The 16,078-nt window shown below is 62.7% G+C and carries 19 protein-coding genes; 6 read left to right on the forward strand and 13 right to left on the reverse strand.

The genetic code is table 11. The features are described from left to right. Positions 1-33 precede the first annotated feature (33 nt). The gene (locus AWT76_RS10500; RefSeq protein WP_072246311.1) at positions 34-432 is read right to left on the reverse strand and encodes a hypothetical protein; all 399 of its coding nucleotides are present in this window, start codon (positions 430-432) and stop codon (positions 34-36) included. Between the two features lie 146 nt (positions 433-578). Between AWT76_RS10500 and AWT76_RS10505 the strand changes: the two genes are divergently transcribed. Then, the gene (locus AWT76_RS10505; RefSeq protein WP_072246312.1) at positions 579-872 is read left to right on the forward strand and encodes a hypothetical protein; all 294 of its coding nucleotides are present in this window, start codon (positions 579-581) and stop codon (positions 870-872) included. Further along, positions 844-1,548: a winged helix-turn-helix domain-containing protein gene (locus tag AWT76_RS10510; RefSeq protein ID WP_072246313.1), complete on the forward strand. Its 705-nt coding sequence runs from the start codon at positions 844-846 to the stop codon at positions 1,546-1,548. Before AWT76_RS10505 ends, AWT76_RS10510 begins: the two co-directional genes overlap by 29 nt. An 8-nt stretch (positions 1,549-1,556) precedes the next feature. Here AWT76_RS10510 and AWT76_RS10515 read toward each other — a convergent pair whose 3' ends face one another. Further along, positions 1,557-2,213 carry a redoxin domain-containing protein gene (locus AWT76_RS10515; RefSeq protein WP_072246314.1) on the reverse strand — a complete coding sequence of 219 codons (657 nt, stop codon included), beginning with the start codon at positions 2,211-2,213 and terminating at the stop codon, positions 1,557-1,559. 149 nt (positions 2,214-2,362) lie between these two features. Here AWT76_RS10515 and AWT76_RS10520 point away from each other — a divergent pair, with 149 nt between their 5' ends. The 3 genes from AWT76_RS10520 to AWT76_RS10530 all read left to right on the forward strand — a co-directional run bounded on the left by AWT76_RS10520 (position 2,363) and on the right by AWT76_RS10530 (position 5,895). Next, positions 2,363-3,808, forward strand: coding sequence for an aldehyde dehydrogenase family protein (locus AWT76_RS10520; protein WP_072246315.1), 1,446 nt, complete (start codon positions 2,363-2,365; stop codon positions 3,806-3,808). Positions 3,809-3,890: 82 nt separating this feature from the next. Then, entirely contained in the window at positions 3,891-5,276 is a 1,386-nt protein-coding gene (locus tag AWT76_RS10525) for an MATE family efflux transporter (protein ID WP_072246316.1), read from the forward strand. A gap of 235 nt (positions 5,277-5,511) precedes the next feature. Next, positions 5,512-5,895, forward strand: coding sequence for a flagellar protein FliS (locus AWT76_RS10530; RefSeq protein ID WP_072246317.1), 384 nt, complete (start codon positions 5,512-5,514; stop codon positions 5,893-5,895). Positions 5,896-5,899: 4 nt separating this feature from the next. Here the strand turns inward: AWT76_RS10530 and flgL are convergent, their stop codons facing one another. Genes flgL through flgB form a run of 11 tightly spaced genes read right to left on the reverse strand, consistent with a single transcriptional unit; the run spans position 5,900 to position 15,481 of the window. Continuing rightward, positions 5,900-7,144 carry a flagellar hook-associated protein FlgL gene (flgL, locus tag AWT76_RS10535; RefSeq protein ID WP_072246318.1) on the reverse strand — a complete coding sequence of 415 codons (1,245 nt, stop codon included), beginning with the start codon at positions 7,142-7,144 and terminating at the stop codon, positions 5,900-5,902. An 11-nt stretch (positions 7,145-7,155) separates the two neighbouring features. Then, positions 7,156-9,033 (reverse strand): FlgK family flagellar hook-associated protein, encoded by a 1,878-nt coding sequence (locus tag AWT76_RS10540; protein WP_072246319.1) that lies wholly within the window; start codon positions 9,031-9,033, stop codon positions 7,156-7,158. Beyond that, positions 9,030-9,317 (reverse strand): rod-binding protein, encoded by a 288-nt coding sequence (locus AWT76_RS10545; protein WP_072246320.1) that lies wholly within the window; start codon positions 9,315-9,317, stop codon positions 9,030-9,032. Before AWT76_RS10545 ends, AWT76_RS10540 begins: the two co-directional genes overlap by 4 nt. 11 nt (positions 9,318-9,328) lie before the next feature. After that, positions 9,329-10,447, reverse strand: a complete 1,119-nt coding sequence (locus tag AWT76_RS10550) for a flagellar basal body P-ring protein FlgI (RefSeq protein WP_072246321.1) — start codon at positions 10,445-10,447, stop codon at positions 9,329-9,331. After that, positions 10,444-11,091, reverse strand: coding sequence for a flagellar basal body L-ring protein FlgH (locus AWT76_RS16485; protein ID WP_082700169.1), 648 nt, complete (start codon positions 11,089-11,091; stop codon positions 10,444-10,446). Before AWT76_RS16485 ends, AWT76_RS10550 begins: the two co-directional genes overlap by 4 nt. A 6-nt stretch (positions 11,092-11,097) precedes the next feature. Next, positions 11,098-11,886 carry a flagellar basal-body rod protein FlgG gene (gene flgG / locus AWT76_RS16490; RefSeq protein WP_082700170.1) on the reverse strand — a complete coding sequence of 263 codons (789 nt, stop codon included), beginning with the start codon at positions 11,884-11,886 and terminating at the stop codon, positions 11,098-11,100. A 53-nt stretch (positions 11,887-11,939) separates the two neighbouring features. After that, positions 11,940-12,707, reverse strand: a complete 768-nt coding sequence (locus tag AWT76_RS10560; protein ID WP_072246322.1) for a flagellar hook-basal body complex protein — start codon at positions 12,705-12,707, stop codon at positions 11,940-11,942. Between the two features lie 11 nt (positions 12,708-12,718). After that, the gene (locus AWT76_RS10565) at positions 12,719-13,990 is read right to left on the reverse strand and encodes a flagellar hook protein FlgE (protein ID WP_072246323.1); all 1,272 of its coding nucleotides are present in this window, start codon (positions 13,988-13,990) and stop codon (positions 12,719-12,721) included. Between the two features lie 21 nt (positions 13,991-14,011). After that, positions 14,012-14,680: a flagellar hook assembly protein FlgD gene (locus AWT76_RS10570; protein ID WP_072246324.1), complete on the reverse strand. Its 669-nt coding sequence runs from the start codon at positions 14,678-14,680 to the stop codon at positions 14,012-14,014. Next, positions 14,680-15,093, reverse strand: a complete 414-nt coding sequence (gene flgC / locus AWT76_RS10575; RefSeq protein WP_072246325.1) for a flagellar basal body rod protein FlgC — start codon at positions 15,091-15,093, stop codon at positions 14,680-14,682. Before flgC ends, AWT76_RS10570 begins: the two co-directional genes overlap by 1 nt. A 1-nt stretch (position 15,094) precedes the next feature. Then, a complete protein-coding gene (gene flgB / locus AWT76_RS10580; RefSeq protein ID WP_072246326.1) occupies positions 15,095-15,481 on the reverse strand; it encodes a flagellar basal body rod protein FlgB in 387 nt (128 codons plus the stop codon). 84 nt (positions 15,482-15,565) lie between these two features. Between flgB and AWT76_RS10585 the strand changes: the two genes are divergently transcribed. Continuing rightward, entirely contained in the window at positions 15,566-16,060 is a 495-nt protein-coding gene (locus AWT76_RS10585) for a hypothetical protein (RefSeq protein WP_072246327.1), read from the forward strand. The last annotated feature ends 18 nt before the right edge of the window (positions 16,061-16,078 follow it).

A 16,078-nucleotide genomic window follows, 5' to 3' on the forward strand; every position in this document is an offset into this window, starting at 1 on the left:
GTTATGCCAAGCCCGCGCGCCCGAACGCAAGTGTCAGCCCACAACATACCCGTTGCGGCGCAGGCAGCGTGCCCCGTACACCGCGCCGCGCCATTCGCCGACCACGCAGCGGTTGGGCAAGCCGCGCAGCCCGGCGCGGTGCAGGCAGCGACCGCCATAGGCATGGTGGCGCTTGCCCTGCACACGCACCGTGAACGCGCAGCGATGCGGCAGCACCACCGCACGATGCGTCCGGTGCGGGCGCGGGTCGTAATGGCGGCGGTTGTCACGCTCGGCATGGACAGCGCCCGCGATGATCGCAAGGGTCGCCGCCCCGAACAGCAGTTTGGCAGCATCGTCAGAGGCGCGGGCGGGCGCAGCACTGGTAGCAAACAGCCCCAAGGCAAGCGCAATGGCCGCAAGGGCAGAGGTCAGTCGGGTTGGCAAGGTCATGGCAAGTCTCCGTGTTTGGATGTCATGGTGCAAGCCTGCCCTTGCCCCGCTCTGACAGGCAATATCGCTGCCATGTTATCCGATGACATGGCCCGCGCGCGCCCCGGATATTGCATATCGCAGCACTTGGTGTCAGCGTTTCCCGCATGAGACACATTTTTGCACAGGGCGCGTTCCTGATTGCGATGGCGCTTGCAACGCAAGCCTCGGCGCAGTGCTACGCAGATTACAAGGCCAAGCAGGACAATCCGTTGCGCCTGCAATACGGGCTGATCGAATTGCCGGCCTCTGCCTGCGGGTCGGTCGATGCGGCCACACGCTACGCCGCCCCCGTGATCGCGCGGTCAGGCTGGACATTGTTGCAGATCGAATCCTTCCTGACCCAAGACCAGTTCGATGCAAGGAGCGCCAATGCCGGGGCCATCCATCTCCGCCGCTGAATTGACTCGGCATGGCAGCCGCGCGCTGATGCTGGGCATTGCCGGAATCGTGGCCGTGCTGGCGCTGACGGCGGTGCTGTTGTTCCTGAACCTGCCCGACGCCAACGCCTTCAACGCGCGGGTGGAACGTGTGTTCGTGGAAAATGCCGACCTGACCACGGGCGCGGAAATCAAGCTGCTGGAAATACTGGCGCAATCGGGCACGGCGTTTTCCGAAACGCTGGTCAGCTACCGGATTGTGATCTTCGTGCTGCTGATCTTTGCGACGGGCCTGCTGGTGACATCGCTGTTCATGGTGGTCACGCTGGTGGTGTTGAACCGGCGCTTGGCCACGGTGGAAAAGCAAGGATTGCAGGTTTCCGCGCTGCTGATCGACCGGGCCACGAATACCGTAGGCATTAACGACATGGAATTTCGCCTGACACCTGCGGCGGTCGAAACGCTGGCCGTTCTGGCAGAAGCGCGGCTGGATGACGACATGCTGACGGGGGCCGCGATTGAATCCGTCATCTCTGGCCGGGCAGAGGCGGAATGCGACGAAGCCGCAGGTGCAACGCGCATCAAGCGCCTGCGCGATAGCCTTGGCAACCAGTTGATAAGCGAGGTTCTGGTCAAGAATGTCGCGCGCCAAGGCTATATGCTGGCCATTGACGCGCGGGTTATTGATCTGCGTTAGGCCTTTTCTTAGGCAGCGGGGGCTTTCACCTTGCGCAGATAGGGCAGCACGACTTCGACATCGCCGAATTTCTCGCGCGCGGCGTCGGTGTCCAGCGCAAGGCCCACGATCATGTCGTCACCGGCCTGCCAATCGGCGGGCGTGGCCAGCGGCTGGCCCTTGGTGGCGATGATCGCGTCCAGCGCGCGCAGGATCTCGGCAAAGTTGCGGCCCACCGACATCGGGTAGATCAACGCCAGTTCCAACTTCTTGTCCGGCCCGATGATGAAGGTCGTGCGCACGGTGGCGCTGTCGTTGGCGGTGCGGCCATCGGGCAGATAGGCATCTGCGGGCAGCATGTCGTAAAGCTTGGCTATCTCCAGCTTGTCATCGGCGAAGATCGGGAAGTTCAGCGGGTTGCCTGACACTTTCTCGACATCGGCTTTCCATTGCAGGTGTTCTTCCACCGGGTCGATGGACACGCCCGCGATCTTGCAGTTGCGCTTGGCGAATTGGCCCGCCATGGCAGCGGCGGCCCCGAATTCGGTGGTGCAGACCGGCGTGAAATCCTTGGGGTGGCTGAACAGAATGGCGTAGCTGTCGCCGATCCAGTCGTGGAAATTCAGCGTGCCTTCGGTGCTGTCGGCGGTAAAGTTGGGCACGGTATCGTTGATACGCAGGGTCATGATCTCTCCAGTATTGTCGGGCGCCTACCGCCCGTTTAGAATGATTCTAGATATCGCATTTAAACATCGTATTTTGAATGCGACAATTCGACCACCCTTGCAGGCCGTGCAGCCCGGTGCGACAGTGCCACCAAATATCGGAGGAAAAGATGCAAGATAAACGGCAATTCTACATCGATGGCGCATGGGTAGCCCCACAGGCCGGCACGGATATGGATGTCATCGACCCCTCGACCGAAGAGGTTTGCGCAGTTATCGCCTTGGGCGGACAGCCCGACACCGACGCCGCAGTGGCTGCGGCCAAAGCCGCCCTGCCCGGCTGGATGCATAGCGCCCCGGCCACCCGTCTGGCAGCGGTCGAACGCATTCTGACGCTGTATCAAGAGCACGCGGAACCGCTTGCCCAAGCCATGAGTCTTGAGATGGGCGCGCCCATCGACCTGTCACGCCGTTCGCAATATGGCGCGGGCGAGTCCCACATCCGCAATTTCATCCGCGCCATCGCGCAGGTGCCATTCGAAGCACCCTTGGGGGACCACGCCCCTGACAGCCGCATCATCCGCGAAGCGGTGGGCGTTTGCGCGCTGATTACGCCTTGGAACTGGCCCATGAACCAGATCACGCTGAAAGTGATCCCGGCGCTTCTGGCGGGCTGCACGATGGTGCTGAAACCGTCGGAAATCGCGCCGCTTTCGGCCCATATCTGGGCCGAGATCATGCATCAAGCCGATCTGCCGCCGGGCGTGTTCAACATGGTGCATGGCGACGGGCCGGGCGTGGGCACGCAGCTATCGGGCCACATGGACGTGGACATGGTCAGCTTTACCGGGTCCACCCGCGCGGGCATTGCCATTTCCAAGAATGCCGCCGAAACGCTGAAGCGCGTGCATCTGGAACTGGGCGGCAAGGGCGCGAATATCATCTTCGCAGATGCCGATGAAAAGGCGGTCGCGCGCGGCGTGCAACATTGCTTCCAGAATACCGGGCAATCGTGCAACGCGCCCACGCGGATGCTGGTGGAACGCAGCATTTACGACCAGACCGTCGAACAGGCCGCAGAGATCGCACAAGCCACGCAAGTTGGCCCCGCCAGCCAGTCGGGCCGCCATATCGGCCCGCTGGTAAGTGCCGCGCAATTCGACAAGGTGCAACACCTGATAGAAACCGGCATGACTGAAGGCGCGCGGCTGGTCGCAGGCGGGCTTGGCCGCCCCGAGGGCGTGAACCGCGGCTATTTCGTACGTCCCACGGTGTTTGCCGATGTGACCCCCGACATGACCATCGCGCGCGAGGAAATCTTCGGCCCTGTCCTGTCAATCATGCCGTTCGATGACGAAGCCCATGCCATAGCGCTTGCCAATGATACGCCCTACGGGCTGACGAATTATGTGCAAAGCCGTGATGGCGCGCGGCGCAACCGCATGGCGCGGCATCTGCGCTCTGGAATGGTCGAGATGAATGGCAAAGCGCGCGGCGCGGGCTCGCCTTTTGGCGGCATGAAGCAGTCGGGCAACGGGCGCGAAGGCGGCATTTGGGGGATCGAGGATTTCCAAGAGGTCAAGGCCGTATCGGGTTGGGATGTCGAGGCCGGGTAAACCCTGTTCTTGACCAGCCCTTCAATCGGCGCATATGCCAGACAGGGCGGCGCTTTCGCCGCCCGACCCGATTGGACACAGCATGAGCACGCCGCGCACGCGCAACCTGCGGCAGGGGTCCATCCCCGGCCATTTCCGCGCGCTGGCGGTGCCTGCGGCCATCGGTCTGGTGTTTTCCACGCTCTATAACGTGGTGGACCTGTGGTATGCGGGCCTTCTGGGCACCGACGCGCAGGCGGGGCTGGCAATTACCTTTCAGGTTTTCATGCTGCTGATCGCCTTTGGCGTGGGCCTGAGCAGCGCCATGTCGGCACTGGTGGGCAATGCACTGGGGGCCGAGGACAGCCACGGCGCGCGCCAGATCGCCACGCAAGGGCTGGTCTTTGGCACGCTGACCGCGCTGGCGCTGGCCGTGGCCGGTATATGGGGCTCTCCGGCGCTGCTGGCGCTGGTGTCGGAACCGGGCGCATACCGCGACGCCGCCAATGCCTATATGAACGTGATCCTGCTGGCGACCGCACCGTTCCTGCTGGCGTTTGGCGGCAATGGCATATTAAGCGCACAGGGCGACACGAATTCGATGAAACGCGCGCAGATCGCGGCGTTTTTCGCCAATCTGGCGCTGAATCCGCTGTTCGTTTTCGGCCTGCCGGGGCTGCTGCCGGGTCTTGGCTTTAACGGGATCGCGCTGGCCACGCTTGTCAGCCAGACCGGGGTGATGGGCTACATTCTGTGGCAGGTCATGCGCTCAGAGGTGATGGACGGCGCGCGCGCATGGCGGCCCGATTTGGCACGGGCGCGGGAAATTGCGGCGCAAGCCCTGCCCGCGACCTTTGCCATGATGATCCTGCTGGTTGCGGGGTTTTTCGTACAGATGTTCCTGAAAGGGTTCGGCCCCTCTGCGCTGGCGGCCTATGGGGTGGGTTTGCGGATTGAACAGCTGATCCTGTTGCCCGGCTTTGGCCTGACCGGCGCGCTTTTGCCCATTGTCGCGCAGAATTTCGGCGCGGGGCAGTATGACCGCGTGCGCGAAGCCTGGTGGTTCTGCCTGAAGGTCGGCACCGCGATCATGCTGAGCGGGTCCGGGCTGCTATGGTTTGCCGCGGCACCCTTGGTCGCGCTGTTCAGCACTGACCCGCAGGTGATCCGCCTTGGCACCGATTACCTGCATGTCGACGGGTTCATCTTGCCGGTCTATCTGGCGCTATTTGCCGTGAACGCCATGTTGCAAGCGTTCAAGCGGCCCATGGCGACGGTCTGGATCGGCATCTGGCGACAAGGCATTGCGGTAGGGTTGTTCTGCTGGCTTTATGTCACGGTGTTCGACTGGGGCACATGGGGCGTGTGGTTTGGCATTGCAACCGCCGTAATCAGCGGGTTGGCGCTGTCGCTATGGGTGCTGGACCGTATCGCGCGCGACACGATCGGCGGGCTATTGGCCCGCCCCCAAGCGCACCCGGCAGTGTAAGCGCGCAGCTAGCGATCCCTGCCAATGCAGTGCGCGCTGGCCGAAAACACCGCATTCTTCCACCAACCCAAAGGCAGCATTGTTCGACCGGGGCACCGCCCCGACGGCAGCCAGCACCACTTGCGGGCTGCGCGGCGCGCAGTTTTGCACGCGGATATGCCGCCCTGTGGCTTACAGTTTTGGCAGCACGACCGTTACAGGGTCTATCTGACAGAACAATGCCAAGGGGCCTGCCATGAACCTGCAACTTGCCAGACAGCACTATAGCCGCCTTGCCAAAAGCGACCCCGTGGTGCCTGACGATTCCCATGCGATTGTCGCGCTGGTCATGGGCGAATTGCATGGCGCGCTGGACAAACTTTGCATTGCCAGCGCCAATGGCACGGCCCTGCCGCCAGATTCCATGGTCAAGGCGATGTCGGCGCTGTTCATCCTGCAAAGCAGTCTGGACATGGACGGCAACAGCCAGATCGCCACATCCTTGTTTCAGGTTTATGAGTATTGCCGCCAACAGGTTACCGCAGCCTTTCGCAAGGAAGCAGGCCATGCCGAAGGCTTGGTCAAGGCGCGCGATTTCATCGCCAGCCTGAAACAAGCATGGAACCAGATGGAACGCTAAGCCCCTAGCGCAAATAGTCGAACAGCGACTGCCCGGCGATTTTGACAAAGCTTTGCTGCGAGGCCTGCTGCGTCAAAAGCAGGGTTTGCAGCCGGGTTATGGTCTCTGCCACGTTCACGTCATTCAGCCGCGACATGGCTTGATCCACCGTCAGGCGGGTTTCGGCAATCTGTTCCAGCCGACTGTCCAGCGTGCTGCCCAAGGCCCCCACCGCTGCGTGCATTTCTGCCATATGTCCAACCTTGGCAGAGGACCGGGCCAGCAATTCCTGCCGCTCCAGATGGGCGGGGCGCAGCGCGACCGGGTCCGACGTCGTCGTGCCGTCGCTGTCAAGCTGTTGCAGCGTGACCAAGGGGCGGCTGGCCAAGTTGCCCATGGGGCTGGTCTGGTTGGACAGCGTCATGTCACCCGCCGCGCTTAACCGAATGCCCACCCCGTCGGGCGCCGCCTGCGCCTGCACCCCGGTTTGCGCCGAAACGCTGTTGATCGCGGCGATCTGCGCGGCTTCGGACCCGGCGCTCAGGGGCAGTTGCACCAGTGTGCGGCCCTCTGGCCCGGCAATGTCAAAAGTGATGGGATCATCCTGTATGCCCAGTTGCAGCGTTGCTTGCTGATTGGCCCTGACAGTATCGCGCGCGCCAAGAACAGGGTCGGACAGCCCGGTGATAACATCGTCCAACAGCGCGAAAACGCTGTCTTGCCCATCGCCGAACACTTGCCCACCCGGCAAACCCGTCTGCATCAGGGTGTTGCGGCCCATTTGAATGGCGGTTGCACTATTGTCGCCCTGATAGCGCACACCATCGGGCGCGTTGACAAAGGCTGGCCCGGGCGCGTTGCCCGAGAACAGCGGGCGGCCTTGCGGGTCGGTGGCATTGGCGGCCGCCAAAAGCGTATTGCGCAGGGTTTCGGCCTGAACGCGCAGCGCGCCATGCGCTTCGCGGGTCAGCGTGTCGTTATTTGCCTGAAGGCTGATGCGATACAATTCGCGCACCCCGTCAGAAACTTCGGACAGAACGCTGTCGGTCATGGCCAAGCGGTCGGCCGCAATCCGGCCAATATCGGTCTGGGTGGACAGATCAGAGCGCAGATCGCGCAGGGCGGACAATTCCATGGCGCGCGCGGGATCGGCAGAAACGCGCGGATCATTCACCCCAGAGGACAGCCGGGTTTGCAGATCGGAAATCTGCTGATCCTGCCGCGTGAAGGCACGAATGGCAGTCTGGGCGAATTGAGCGTCCGAAATCATTGTCTGGTCCTTCAGATCATGCGCAGCAGCGTGTCAAACAGGCTGCGGGCTATCGACATGGCCTGCGCCGAGGCTTGATAGGCTTGCTGCAATTCCACCATACGAGCGGCCTCTGCATCTAGGTTCACGGCCCCAAGCGCGGCATCTTCGGCGGCGGCGCTATCCAACCTTGCTTGGGCCGTGTCATCGGCGCGCTGGACGGCGGCGGCGCGCGTGCCCAGATCCGCTTGGAAGTTGGACAGGCTGTCCAACACCCCATACCCGCCATCACCCCGCGCGCTGCGCAGATCTGCCATGGCCTGCGCGGTCGCGCCATTGCCGGACCCGGCCGCGGTCGGGCGCAGCGTAAACCGATCGCCGGTTTGGCCCACACCCTGCAATTGCAAGTTCAGCCCGGCCAGCGTGACGCGGCCATCACCGGCCAGCGTGCCAGTGGCGACAAGGCTGTCATCGGACGGGTTGCGCAATTCGACCAGCCCGACAGTGGCGTCGGCGATCACAACATCCAGCGCGTCGGGACTCGGTTCGCCCGCATCGCGTGATAGCTGAAGGCTGGCCGCCCCGGCATTGCCAAGGGCGGGCGCGACCAAAACATCGGCAGCGGCGGCCAGTTCGTCGGCATCGCCAATGGCCAAGCGCAGGTCAATCGCGCGGCCCGTGACCTGCTCCAGCACAATCCGGTCCCCGTTGCGCGGCGCGCCGGCCAGATCGACCGTGACGCCCGGCAACACCAAGCGGTCATGACCGGTGGCCAGAACTGTTCCGCCTGCATCGCGGGCTGTCCAGCCGGGGCCGCCCGCGTCATAAACCAGTTCCAGCGGGCCATTCAGCGGCTGCGGGCGGGCCATGTCCACCTGCACCTGCACCTTGCCTGCATTGGCCGCCGCCGGTTTGGCTTGCCAGCCATCCATTGTGAACAGATCGCCCCCCGGCTGGCCCAACACATCGGTGCCCTGCCGGTGCAACTGATTCAGGCCCGCCACCATATCGCGGGCCAGTTTGTCGAATTCCTGCGCGGCCATGTCCAGCGCCCCCAGCCCCATGGCCAGCCCCCCCAAGCGCCCGCCCGTCAACATGCGGGTATCGCGACGGCTGCCATCAGGTGCGGTCATGTGCAGCGTCAACTGGTCTTCGGCGCTGACATGCAGGCGCGTTGGCCCGGTGCCATCCAGCAGCACCGGCCCGGCTTCAGACCCAAGCCGCAGGGTTGCGCGCCCATCCGCCCCCAGTTCGACAGAGGCCGGCAAAAGCTGGGCCGCACGCTGCAACAGCGCATCGCGCTGGTCGGCCAGCGGATGATGACCAATCGTTTCGCTTTGGCCCAAATGCGCCAGCCGTTCGTTCAGAACATGCAGATCCTGCAAAATGCCCTGCGCCTCGGCTGTGGTCATTTGCGCTTGGGCGACCGTGTCGGCGCGCAATTGCGCCGCGCCTTGGGCCGTAGCGACGATTTCGGTGGCCAGCGTTTGGGCACCGTGCAAGGCACTGGCGCGCGTGGTGCGATCGGCCGGGCTGGCGGCCAGACGCGACAGACTGTCGAAGAAATCGCGCATGGTGCCATCAAGCCCGTTTTCACCGGGGGTAAAACGGGTTTCCAGACTGTCCGCCACTTGCCGATGCGCGGCACTGGCCGATTGCGCGCTTGTCGCTGTCCACAGCCGCTGCGCGACAAGCTGGTCAAAGGCGCGCCGCACTTCGCTGACACTTACCCCCTGCCCGCCTGTTGGCTGCGTGGTGGGCGTGGTTTGCCCGCCCGCATTCGACACGCTGGCCACATCGCGCCGCCGATACCCTTCGGTCCCGACATTGGCCACGTTCTCGGACGTCACCGCAAGCGCGGTGCGCGCGGCAATGATGCCGCTGCGAGCGATATGGATCATATCACTCATGATGGCTTCACATATCCGCCGAATTGCCGCGTGATCGCGTCGGCAATGCCCAGACCCGCCTGTCCTGCCGCGTGTTTGGCCAGATGGCTATCCAGCATGTCTTGGGTGGCGCTGACAGCCTGCGATCCGGTCAGGTCATCGCCCGGCAGACTGGCGCGGCCCGATTTCAACAGCTCTGCCAGAAAGAGCGATTCAAACCCCTCAGCCGCTTGGCGCAGATCCTTGGCCGTGCCGGTGGGCGCAGCAAAGCTGACTTGGGCCGCGTCAATCGGTGGCAAATCCATCCCGCGCTCCCTCAGATGACCATAAGCTCTGCGCGCAAGGCACCCGCTTGGCGCAGCGCTTCCAGAATGGCGACAAGATCGGACGGGCTGGCGCCGACCGCGTTGATGGCATCAACCAGTGATGACAGCGACACACCGGGGTCGAACACGAAGGCGCGCGCGGGGTCTTGTTGCACGTCAATCTCTGTGTCGGGCGTCACGACAGGGTCACCCGGCACGACCACCTGACCATCGTCGCCCGCCACCACGGTTGCGCCTTGGTCCACGTTGAAATCCTCGGTCACGCGCACGGTCAGCGACCCATGTGTCACCGCCGCAGGCGTAACCCGCACATTGCCACCAATCACCACGGTGCCTGTACGCGAATTGACCACAACGCGCGCAGGCGGGGCATCTGGCGTTACGCGGATATTTTCCAGCATACCAAGGAACCCGATCCGCGATCCCGGATCCGCCGGCGCGCGCACCTTTATGGAGGACCCGTCAATCGCCACGGCGGTGCCGGGGCCAAAGCTGTCATCAATCGCCTGTTGCACCGCCGCCGCGGTCGAGAAATCGGCCCGGTGCAGGTTCAGCAGGATGTATTCATTGTCCATCAACGGCGTATCGACCACACGTTCCACGGTGGCCCCGCCCGGAATGCGCCCCACGGTCGGGATGTTCACGGTCAGCGACGATCCGTCATTGCCCTCTACGCCCAAACCGCCCACGACAAGATTGCCTTGCGCAATGCCGTAGATTTCGCCATCCGCGCCCAGAAGCGGGGTCATCAGCAACGTGCCGCCCTGCAAGGATTTCGCGCTGCCAACGGTCGAAACGGTCACATCCAGCGCCTGCCCTTCCTTCATGAACGGCCCAAGTTCGGCCGTGACCATAACAGCCGCCGCGTTGCGCGCGTTCAGATCGCGCGCGCTGACCTGCAACCCAAGCCGAGAGATCAGCGATTCCAGCGATTGCAGCGTCAGCCCGCTATTGCCATCGCCGCTGCCCGACAGGCCCACGACCACGCCATAGCCAACAAGCTGGTTGATCCGCACACCGTAAACCGATGACAGGTCTTTCAGCCGGTCCGCATGGGCGGTCACGGGCAGCAACAGCAATGCAAGCGACAGGCAGATGCGCGCGATCATATCGGGTTTACCGCTGTCAGCACCCGCGACAGCCAGCCTTGCTGCCCCGTATCGGCCACATCGCCAGCGCCGATATAGCGAATATCGGCATGGGCCAAGCGGTCGGATGTGACCACGTTGTCTGAACCAATATCCTCTGGGCGGACAATGCCTGTCAGGCGCACATATTCGGCCCCGTTATTCAGCGCCAGCCGCTTTTGCCCCATCACTTCCAGATGGCCATTTGGCAGCACACGCACCACGCCCACACTCAGCCGCCCGGTCAGGGAATTGGACTGCGTCGCCGCCCCGCGCCCGGAAAAATCCTGCGCGGTGGAATGTCCAAGCTCTGCGCCGGTCAACCCGCCGGGCAGAAGCGATGGCAAGGTCATCTCGAAATTCGAGGCGCGGCCAGAACTGGCGGTTTGTGATTTGCTGGCTTGAAGCCGCTCGACGAATTGCACCGTCAGCACATCGCCCACCGCATTGGCGCGGCGGTCACTGACGAACAGCCCATGCGCCTCTTGATGGAAAATTCCGCCCGTGGTGCGCGACGCCGTTGGCACCGCTTCCTGATAAACGGGGGCATAGTCAAGGCCAGCCTTGTCTTCCAGATAGGTCGAACAGGCGGCCAGCGGCAAAAGCAGGATCAAAGGACGCAGCATGTCAGCTCACAATCTGTTGGAGAGATAGCTCAGCATCTCATCCGAGGCAGAGATGGAGCGCGAATTGATCTCATAGGCGCGCTGGGTTTCGATCATATCGACCAGCTCTTGGACCACATTGACATTCGAGGCTTCGAGCGAGCCTTGCACCAGCTTGCCCATGCCATCGCCATTGGGCACGCCCAGAACTGCCTCGCCCGAGGCAGTCGTCTGCGTCAGCAGGTTTTCCCCGATGGGTGCCAAGCCGCGCGGGTTGGCAAAGCTGGCCAGTTCCACCTGACCCACTTCTTGCGCGTCGACCTGTCCGGGCAGCAGGACCGACACAATCCCATCATTCGAAATGCTGATCGACATGGCATCGGGCGGGATGTTGATTTCGGGTTGCAACAGGTAGCCGCTATCGGTGGTCAACATGCCATCGGCATTGCGCGAAAAGCCGCCATCGCGGGTATACCCCACGCGCCCATCCGGCATAAGAACCTGAAAGAACCCGCGCCCGTCGATCGCCATGTCCAACGCGTTGCCGGTCATGTTCATCGCGCCTTGGGTGTGGATCTTTTCGGTTGCCACCACGCGCACGCCGGTGCCCACGGCCATCGGGCCGGTCAGCGCGGTCTGGTCAGAGGTCTGCGCCCCCGCCGGGCGGTGGGTTTGATACAGCAGCGTTTCAAAGCTGGCGCGATCCCGCTTGAACCCGGTCGTATTGACGTTGGCAAGGTTGTTTGTGATGACCTGCAAACGGGTTTGCTGGGCATCCAGCCCGGTGCGGGCAACATGCATGGCATTGGTTGACATGGCGTGTCCTTTCAAGAAGCGCGTTGCCCATGACCTGCAAATGCCGTGCCAGTTCAGCCATCCGGCGGGCGCAACAGGGTCGATCCGGCTTCGTCCACATCGCGGGCAGTCTGGACCATGCGCAGGTTGATCTCGAAGCGGCGCTGCAATTCGATAGATGCGATCAATTCTGTCGTGGCATTCACATTGCTGCCCTCGCGCATACCCTGCACGATGCGGGCTTGCTGGTCGGGCGGGGGCAATGCTTCGTCATCCAGCCGCCGAATATGGCCATCGGGCGATTTGCGCAGCGCCAAATCCTCGGGCGGGTTGACGGTGCCCAACATGGCCACCGCCACACGCTCGCCCGGCGCACCGTCCAGCGGTGTGATATAGATCTGGCCCAGATCATCGACAACGATGTCACGAAACGGCGGCAGGGCAATGGGCTGCATATCGGCGCTGAGCATCAGATCGCCCGACCCGTTGCGCAGGTTGCCATCCGGGTCCACCTGCATATCGCCGCGCCGGGACAGGGCCATCTCGCCGCCATTGGCGGGCTCGATCAGGAAGAACCCCGCATCGGCAATCGCCATATCCATCGGGTCGCCGGTCTGTTCCAGCGGGCCGGGGGCACGCGAAAAACCATGCACCCCGCTTTCCAACTGGAACGCCCGAGAGCTGGTGTTGCCGAGCGCCTCTAGAAAGCGGGACGCGCCATCATTGGGCAGATCCCGCCGAAACCCCGGCACCGATATATTCGCAAGGTTCTGCGCCGAAACCACGCGGTCATCGCGCATATTCGCCAACGAATTCAGCGCGGTATAGACAAGCCTGTCCATGCGCGCCCCGTTTAGCTGCGGATATTCATGATGGTCTGCATCATCTGCGATGATGTTTCCATGGATTTGGCATTCGCCTGATAGTTGCGCTGGGCGGTAATCAGATCGACCAGTTCCTCTGTCAGATCAACATTGGCCATTTCCAAAGCGCCCGACCGCAACCGCCCAAAGCCGGTGCCGCCGGGCGATCCGGCCAAAGGCTCGCCCGCATCGGCTTGCGCGCCAAAGGTCGCAGCACCCAATGGGCGCAGCTCGCCCGGATTGGGGAAGTTGACCAAAAGCAACTTGCCGACCGCCACACGGTCATTTGCACCATAAGACGCCCAGACCGTGCCCTCGGAATCAATGTCCAGCGTGGTCAGTTGGCCAACCGTTTGCCCGTCCTGCACTACCGATTCCACGGCGAACGGCTCTGCCCCAAGGCTGGAGCCGTCAAAAGACATCGACAAAGCGCCAGCCGCGCTGTCAAAACCAAGCGCACCCTCCGGCGCAACCAAGCTGCCATCGGCGGCAAAGGTCAGCGTGCTGTCGCCGGTGGCATCCATCATCACGCCATCCCGCATGACATATGCAGTGAATTCCGTGTTGGGGTCAGTGGGCGACGCAGAGCTTTCGCGCACCAGATACAGTTCTGCCTCGACCGCGTTGCCATTCTCGTCAAAAAGGGGAAGCTGGGTGCGATGCGCGTAGGTTTCGGGGTTGGCCGGGTCAAACGCTTCGATCGGCGGGATCGCCGCTTGACTGCCCGACATGGTCGGATCGGATGGCAGGCGCAACTCCAAGCTTGTCTCGCTCGTGGCCATTGGCGTGCCCATGGTCAGCGGCACGTTCATTGCCTGCGCGGATCCAAGCGCCTCTGACAGAACCTGCCCGTTCTGCGCAACCGGCCACCCCATCAGCTGTTGGCCAGAGCTGTTGACGATATGCCCATCTGCCGACATCGAAAACGCACCCGCCCGCGAATAGACGGTTTCATTGGCCACACCCGGCATGGTGCTTTCGGCGCGCATGGCGAAAAAGCCAGGGCCTTCGATAGCAAGGTCCAGCCGGTTACCGGTGCCGACCACGCTGCCTTGCGAAAAATCCTGTGCCACGCGGGTTATCTGCGTGCCGGACCCGGCGGTCGTGCGCGCAACAGAAAAGGGCGATTGCGTGAAAATATCGGCAAATTCGGCCCGAGAGCCGCGAAAGCCCGTTGTGCCAACATTGGCGATGTTATGCGAGGTAACAGAGATGCTGCGTTGCGCGGCATGCAGGCCCGACAGGGCGGTGCTCATGGACATGGGGTTCTCCGGGTTTTCGGTTTAGCGAATGCTGTCAACTTCTAGGCTGTGCAACAGCCCGTATCCTTCGACATCCAGCGCGATGTCATCATTGCCTTGGCCCACAACCGCCCCCAGCACGCGGGCATAAGCGCGGCTGGATGGGCTACTTTGCTGCTCCCCGGTTTGGGCGGCAACCTCTAACTGCAAGGCACGACGCGGGGCTAGGGCGCTGTGCGGCATGTTTTCCCAAGCAAAGGTCGCAATGCCGGGGCCTTGGGCGCCCAAGTCCTGACTGTGCAACACCGCGCCCGTGTCAGGGTCGATAATGCGCACGGACAGTGCATCGACCGGGTCGTCCAGTTCGATTTCACCACGGATTGCGCCATCGGCACTCGGGAAAACCTCGGTCGCAGGCACCAACACCGATTGGCCGACAAGGTTGGACGCCATGCCAATGCGCAGATCGCGCAAGCCGCCGCCCAAGGATTCAAGGCTTGCATTCATCCGGTCTATTCCGGACACCGTCGAGAACTGCGCCATCTGGCCCAGAAACTCTGTGTTTTGGAGCGGGTTCAGCGGGTCTTGATTGCGCAATTGCGTGGTCAGAAGGGTCAGAAAATCCTCTTGGCCCAGTTCATTGCTTTGGCTGGGGGCTTGCGGGTTTGCTTGCGGCGCGGTCAACGCCGAGAACGCAGTCTGCTGGATCATTATCTATCTCCCATCGAAAGGGTGCGGGTCATCAGCATCCGCAAGGTGGACATTGCCTCTAGGGTGTTCTGGTAGCTGCGGCTGGCTTCCAGCATCTCGACCATTTCTTCTTCGACATTGACGGCGGCCTCGTAGACGAAGCCCTCGGCATCCGCATTGGGGTGGTCGGGGCGAAAGATGCGCGCCGGGTCGCGGTCCAGCGCGACAATCCGGTCGGCGCGCGGCGCGGCAAGGCCAGAGCCGGGCGCGGCCTCGTCCACCACGAAAACCGGGCGCAGGGCGCGGAACGCGGTTTCGGCGCTGCCCGACATGCTGGACGCATTGGCAAGGTTTGATGCGGTAGTGTTCAACCGCTGCATCTGCGCCGATAGCGCACGGCTGCCCAAGTCGAATACATTGCGGATTTCGGTCATCTCACTCGCCCCTGATTGCGCTCATTAGCCCGCTGATACGCCGGTTCAGAAACGTCAGGCTGGCCTGCTGGCGCAGTGCGTTCTCGGCGAATTCGACCTGCTCGACCGCCAGTTCCACCGTGTTGCCATCCAGCGTGGCGGTTGTGGGCATACGGTAACCGGGGGCCGCAAACCCTGCGCCAGTTTGGGCAATATGGCCGGAATCGGTGGTGGCCAAGGCCCCTGCCCCGCCAGCCCTGCGCGCCAGTTCCGCGTGGAAATCCACATCGCGGGCTTTGTAGCCGGGGGTTGAAGCATTGGCGATATTTGACGCCAGCATCACGCCGCGGCGTTCACTGATTTTCAGCGCTTCTGCGTGCAGGGCAATATGATCGCGCAAGACTGTCATTGCCCTTCCTCCTTGCTCTGAACGGGCTATGGCCCGGTTCTTGCAAGAACGGTGCCAAGTGCAAAAACATCAGGAAACGCCACCATGACACAGACCGCAAAAGGCTGGATCGACAGGCTAGCAAAGGCTTGCAGCCCGTTGACGGCAGAGAAAACCGCCGACATGCTGGCAGACCTGCCCGGACAGGAACTGGACAAGCGCGCACGGCTGGGGCTGCGGATCGCGCTGCTGGAACATTTGCTGCATGCAAAACCGGCGGCGGTGAAACCAGTCGTGCAAGAACCGGCCCCGCAACCGGACCCAGAGCCTGAAATCATAGATGAAGCCCCTGCGGCCCCCGAACCTGTTCCGGAAGAACCGACCCTACCGGAGCCATCGGAAGAACCTGTGCCTGATCCCACACCACCACCGGCACCAAAGAAAAAGCGCAAGGAAACCAAGTTTTCAGCGGTTTCGCTGGATGATGCGGCAAGTTTGCTCAGCGCGTTCGGCGGCGGCGATGACAGCCCGCAAGCGGAGTCCGACACGCCACAAACCCAGCCATTAGTCGACCCACCCTTGACCAACGCCAAAGATTAGCCGTATTTCGGGTGTAAG

Origin of the sequence: Roseibaca calidilacus (assembly GCF_001517585.1) — a bacterium.
Lineage (GTDB): Bacteria > Pseudomonadota > Alphaproteobacteria > Rhodobacterales > Rhodobacteraceae > Roseinatronobacter > Roseinatronobacter calidilacus.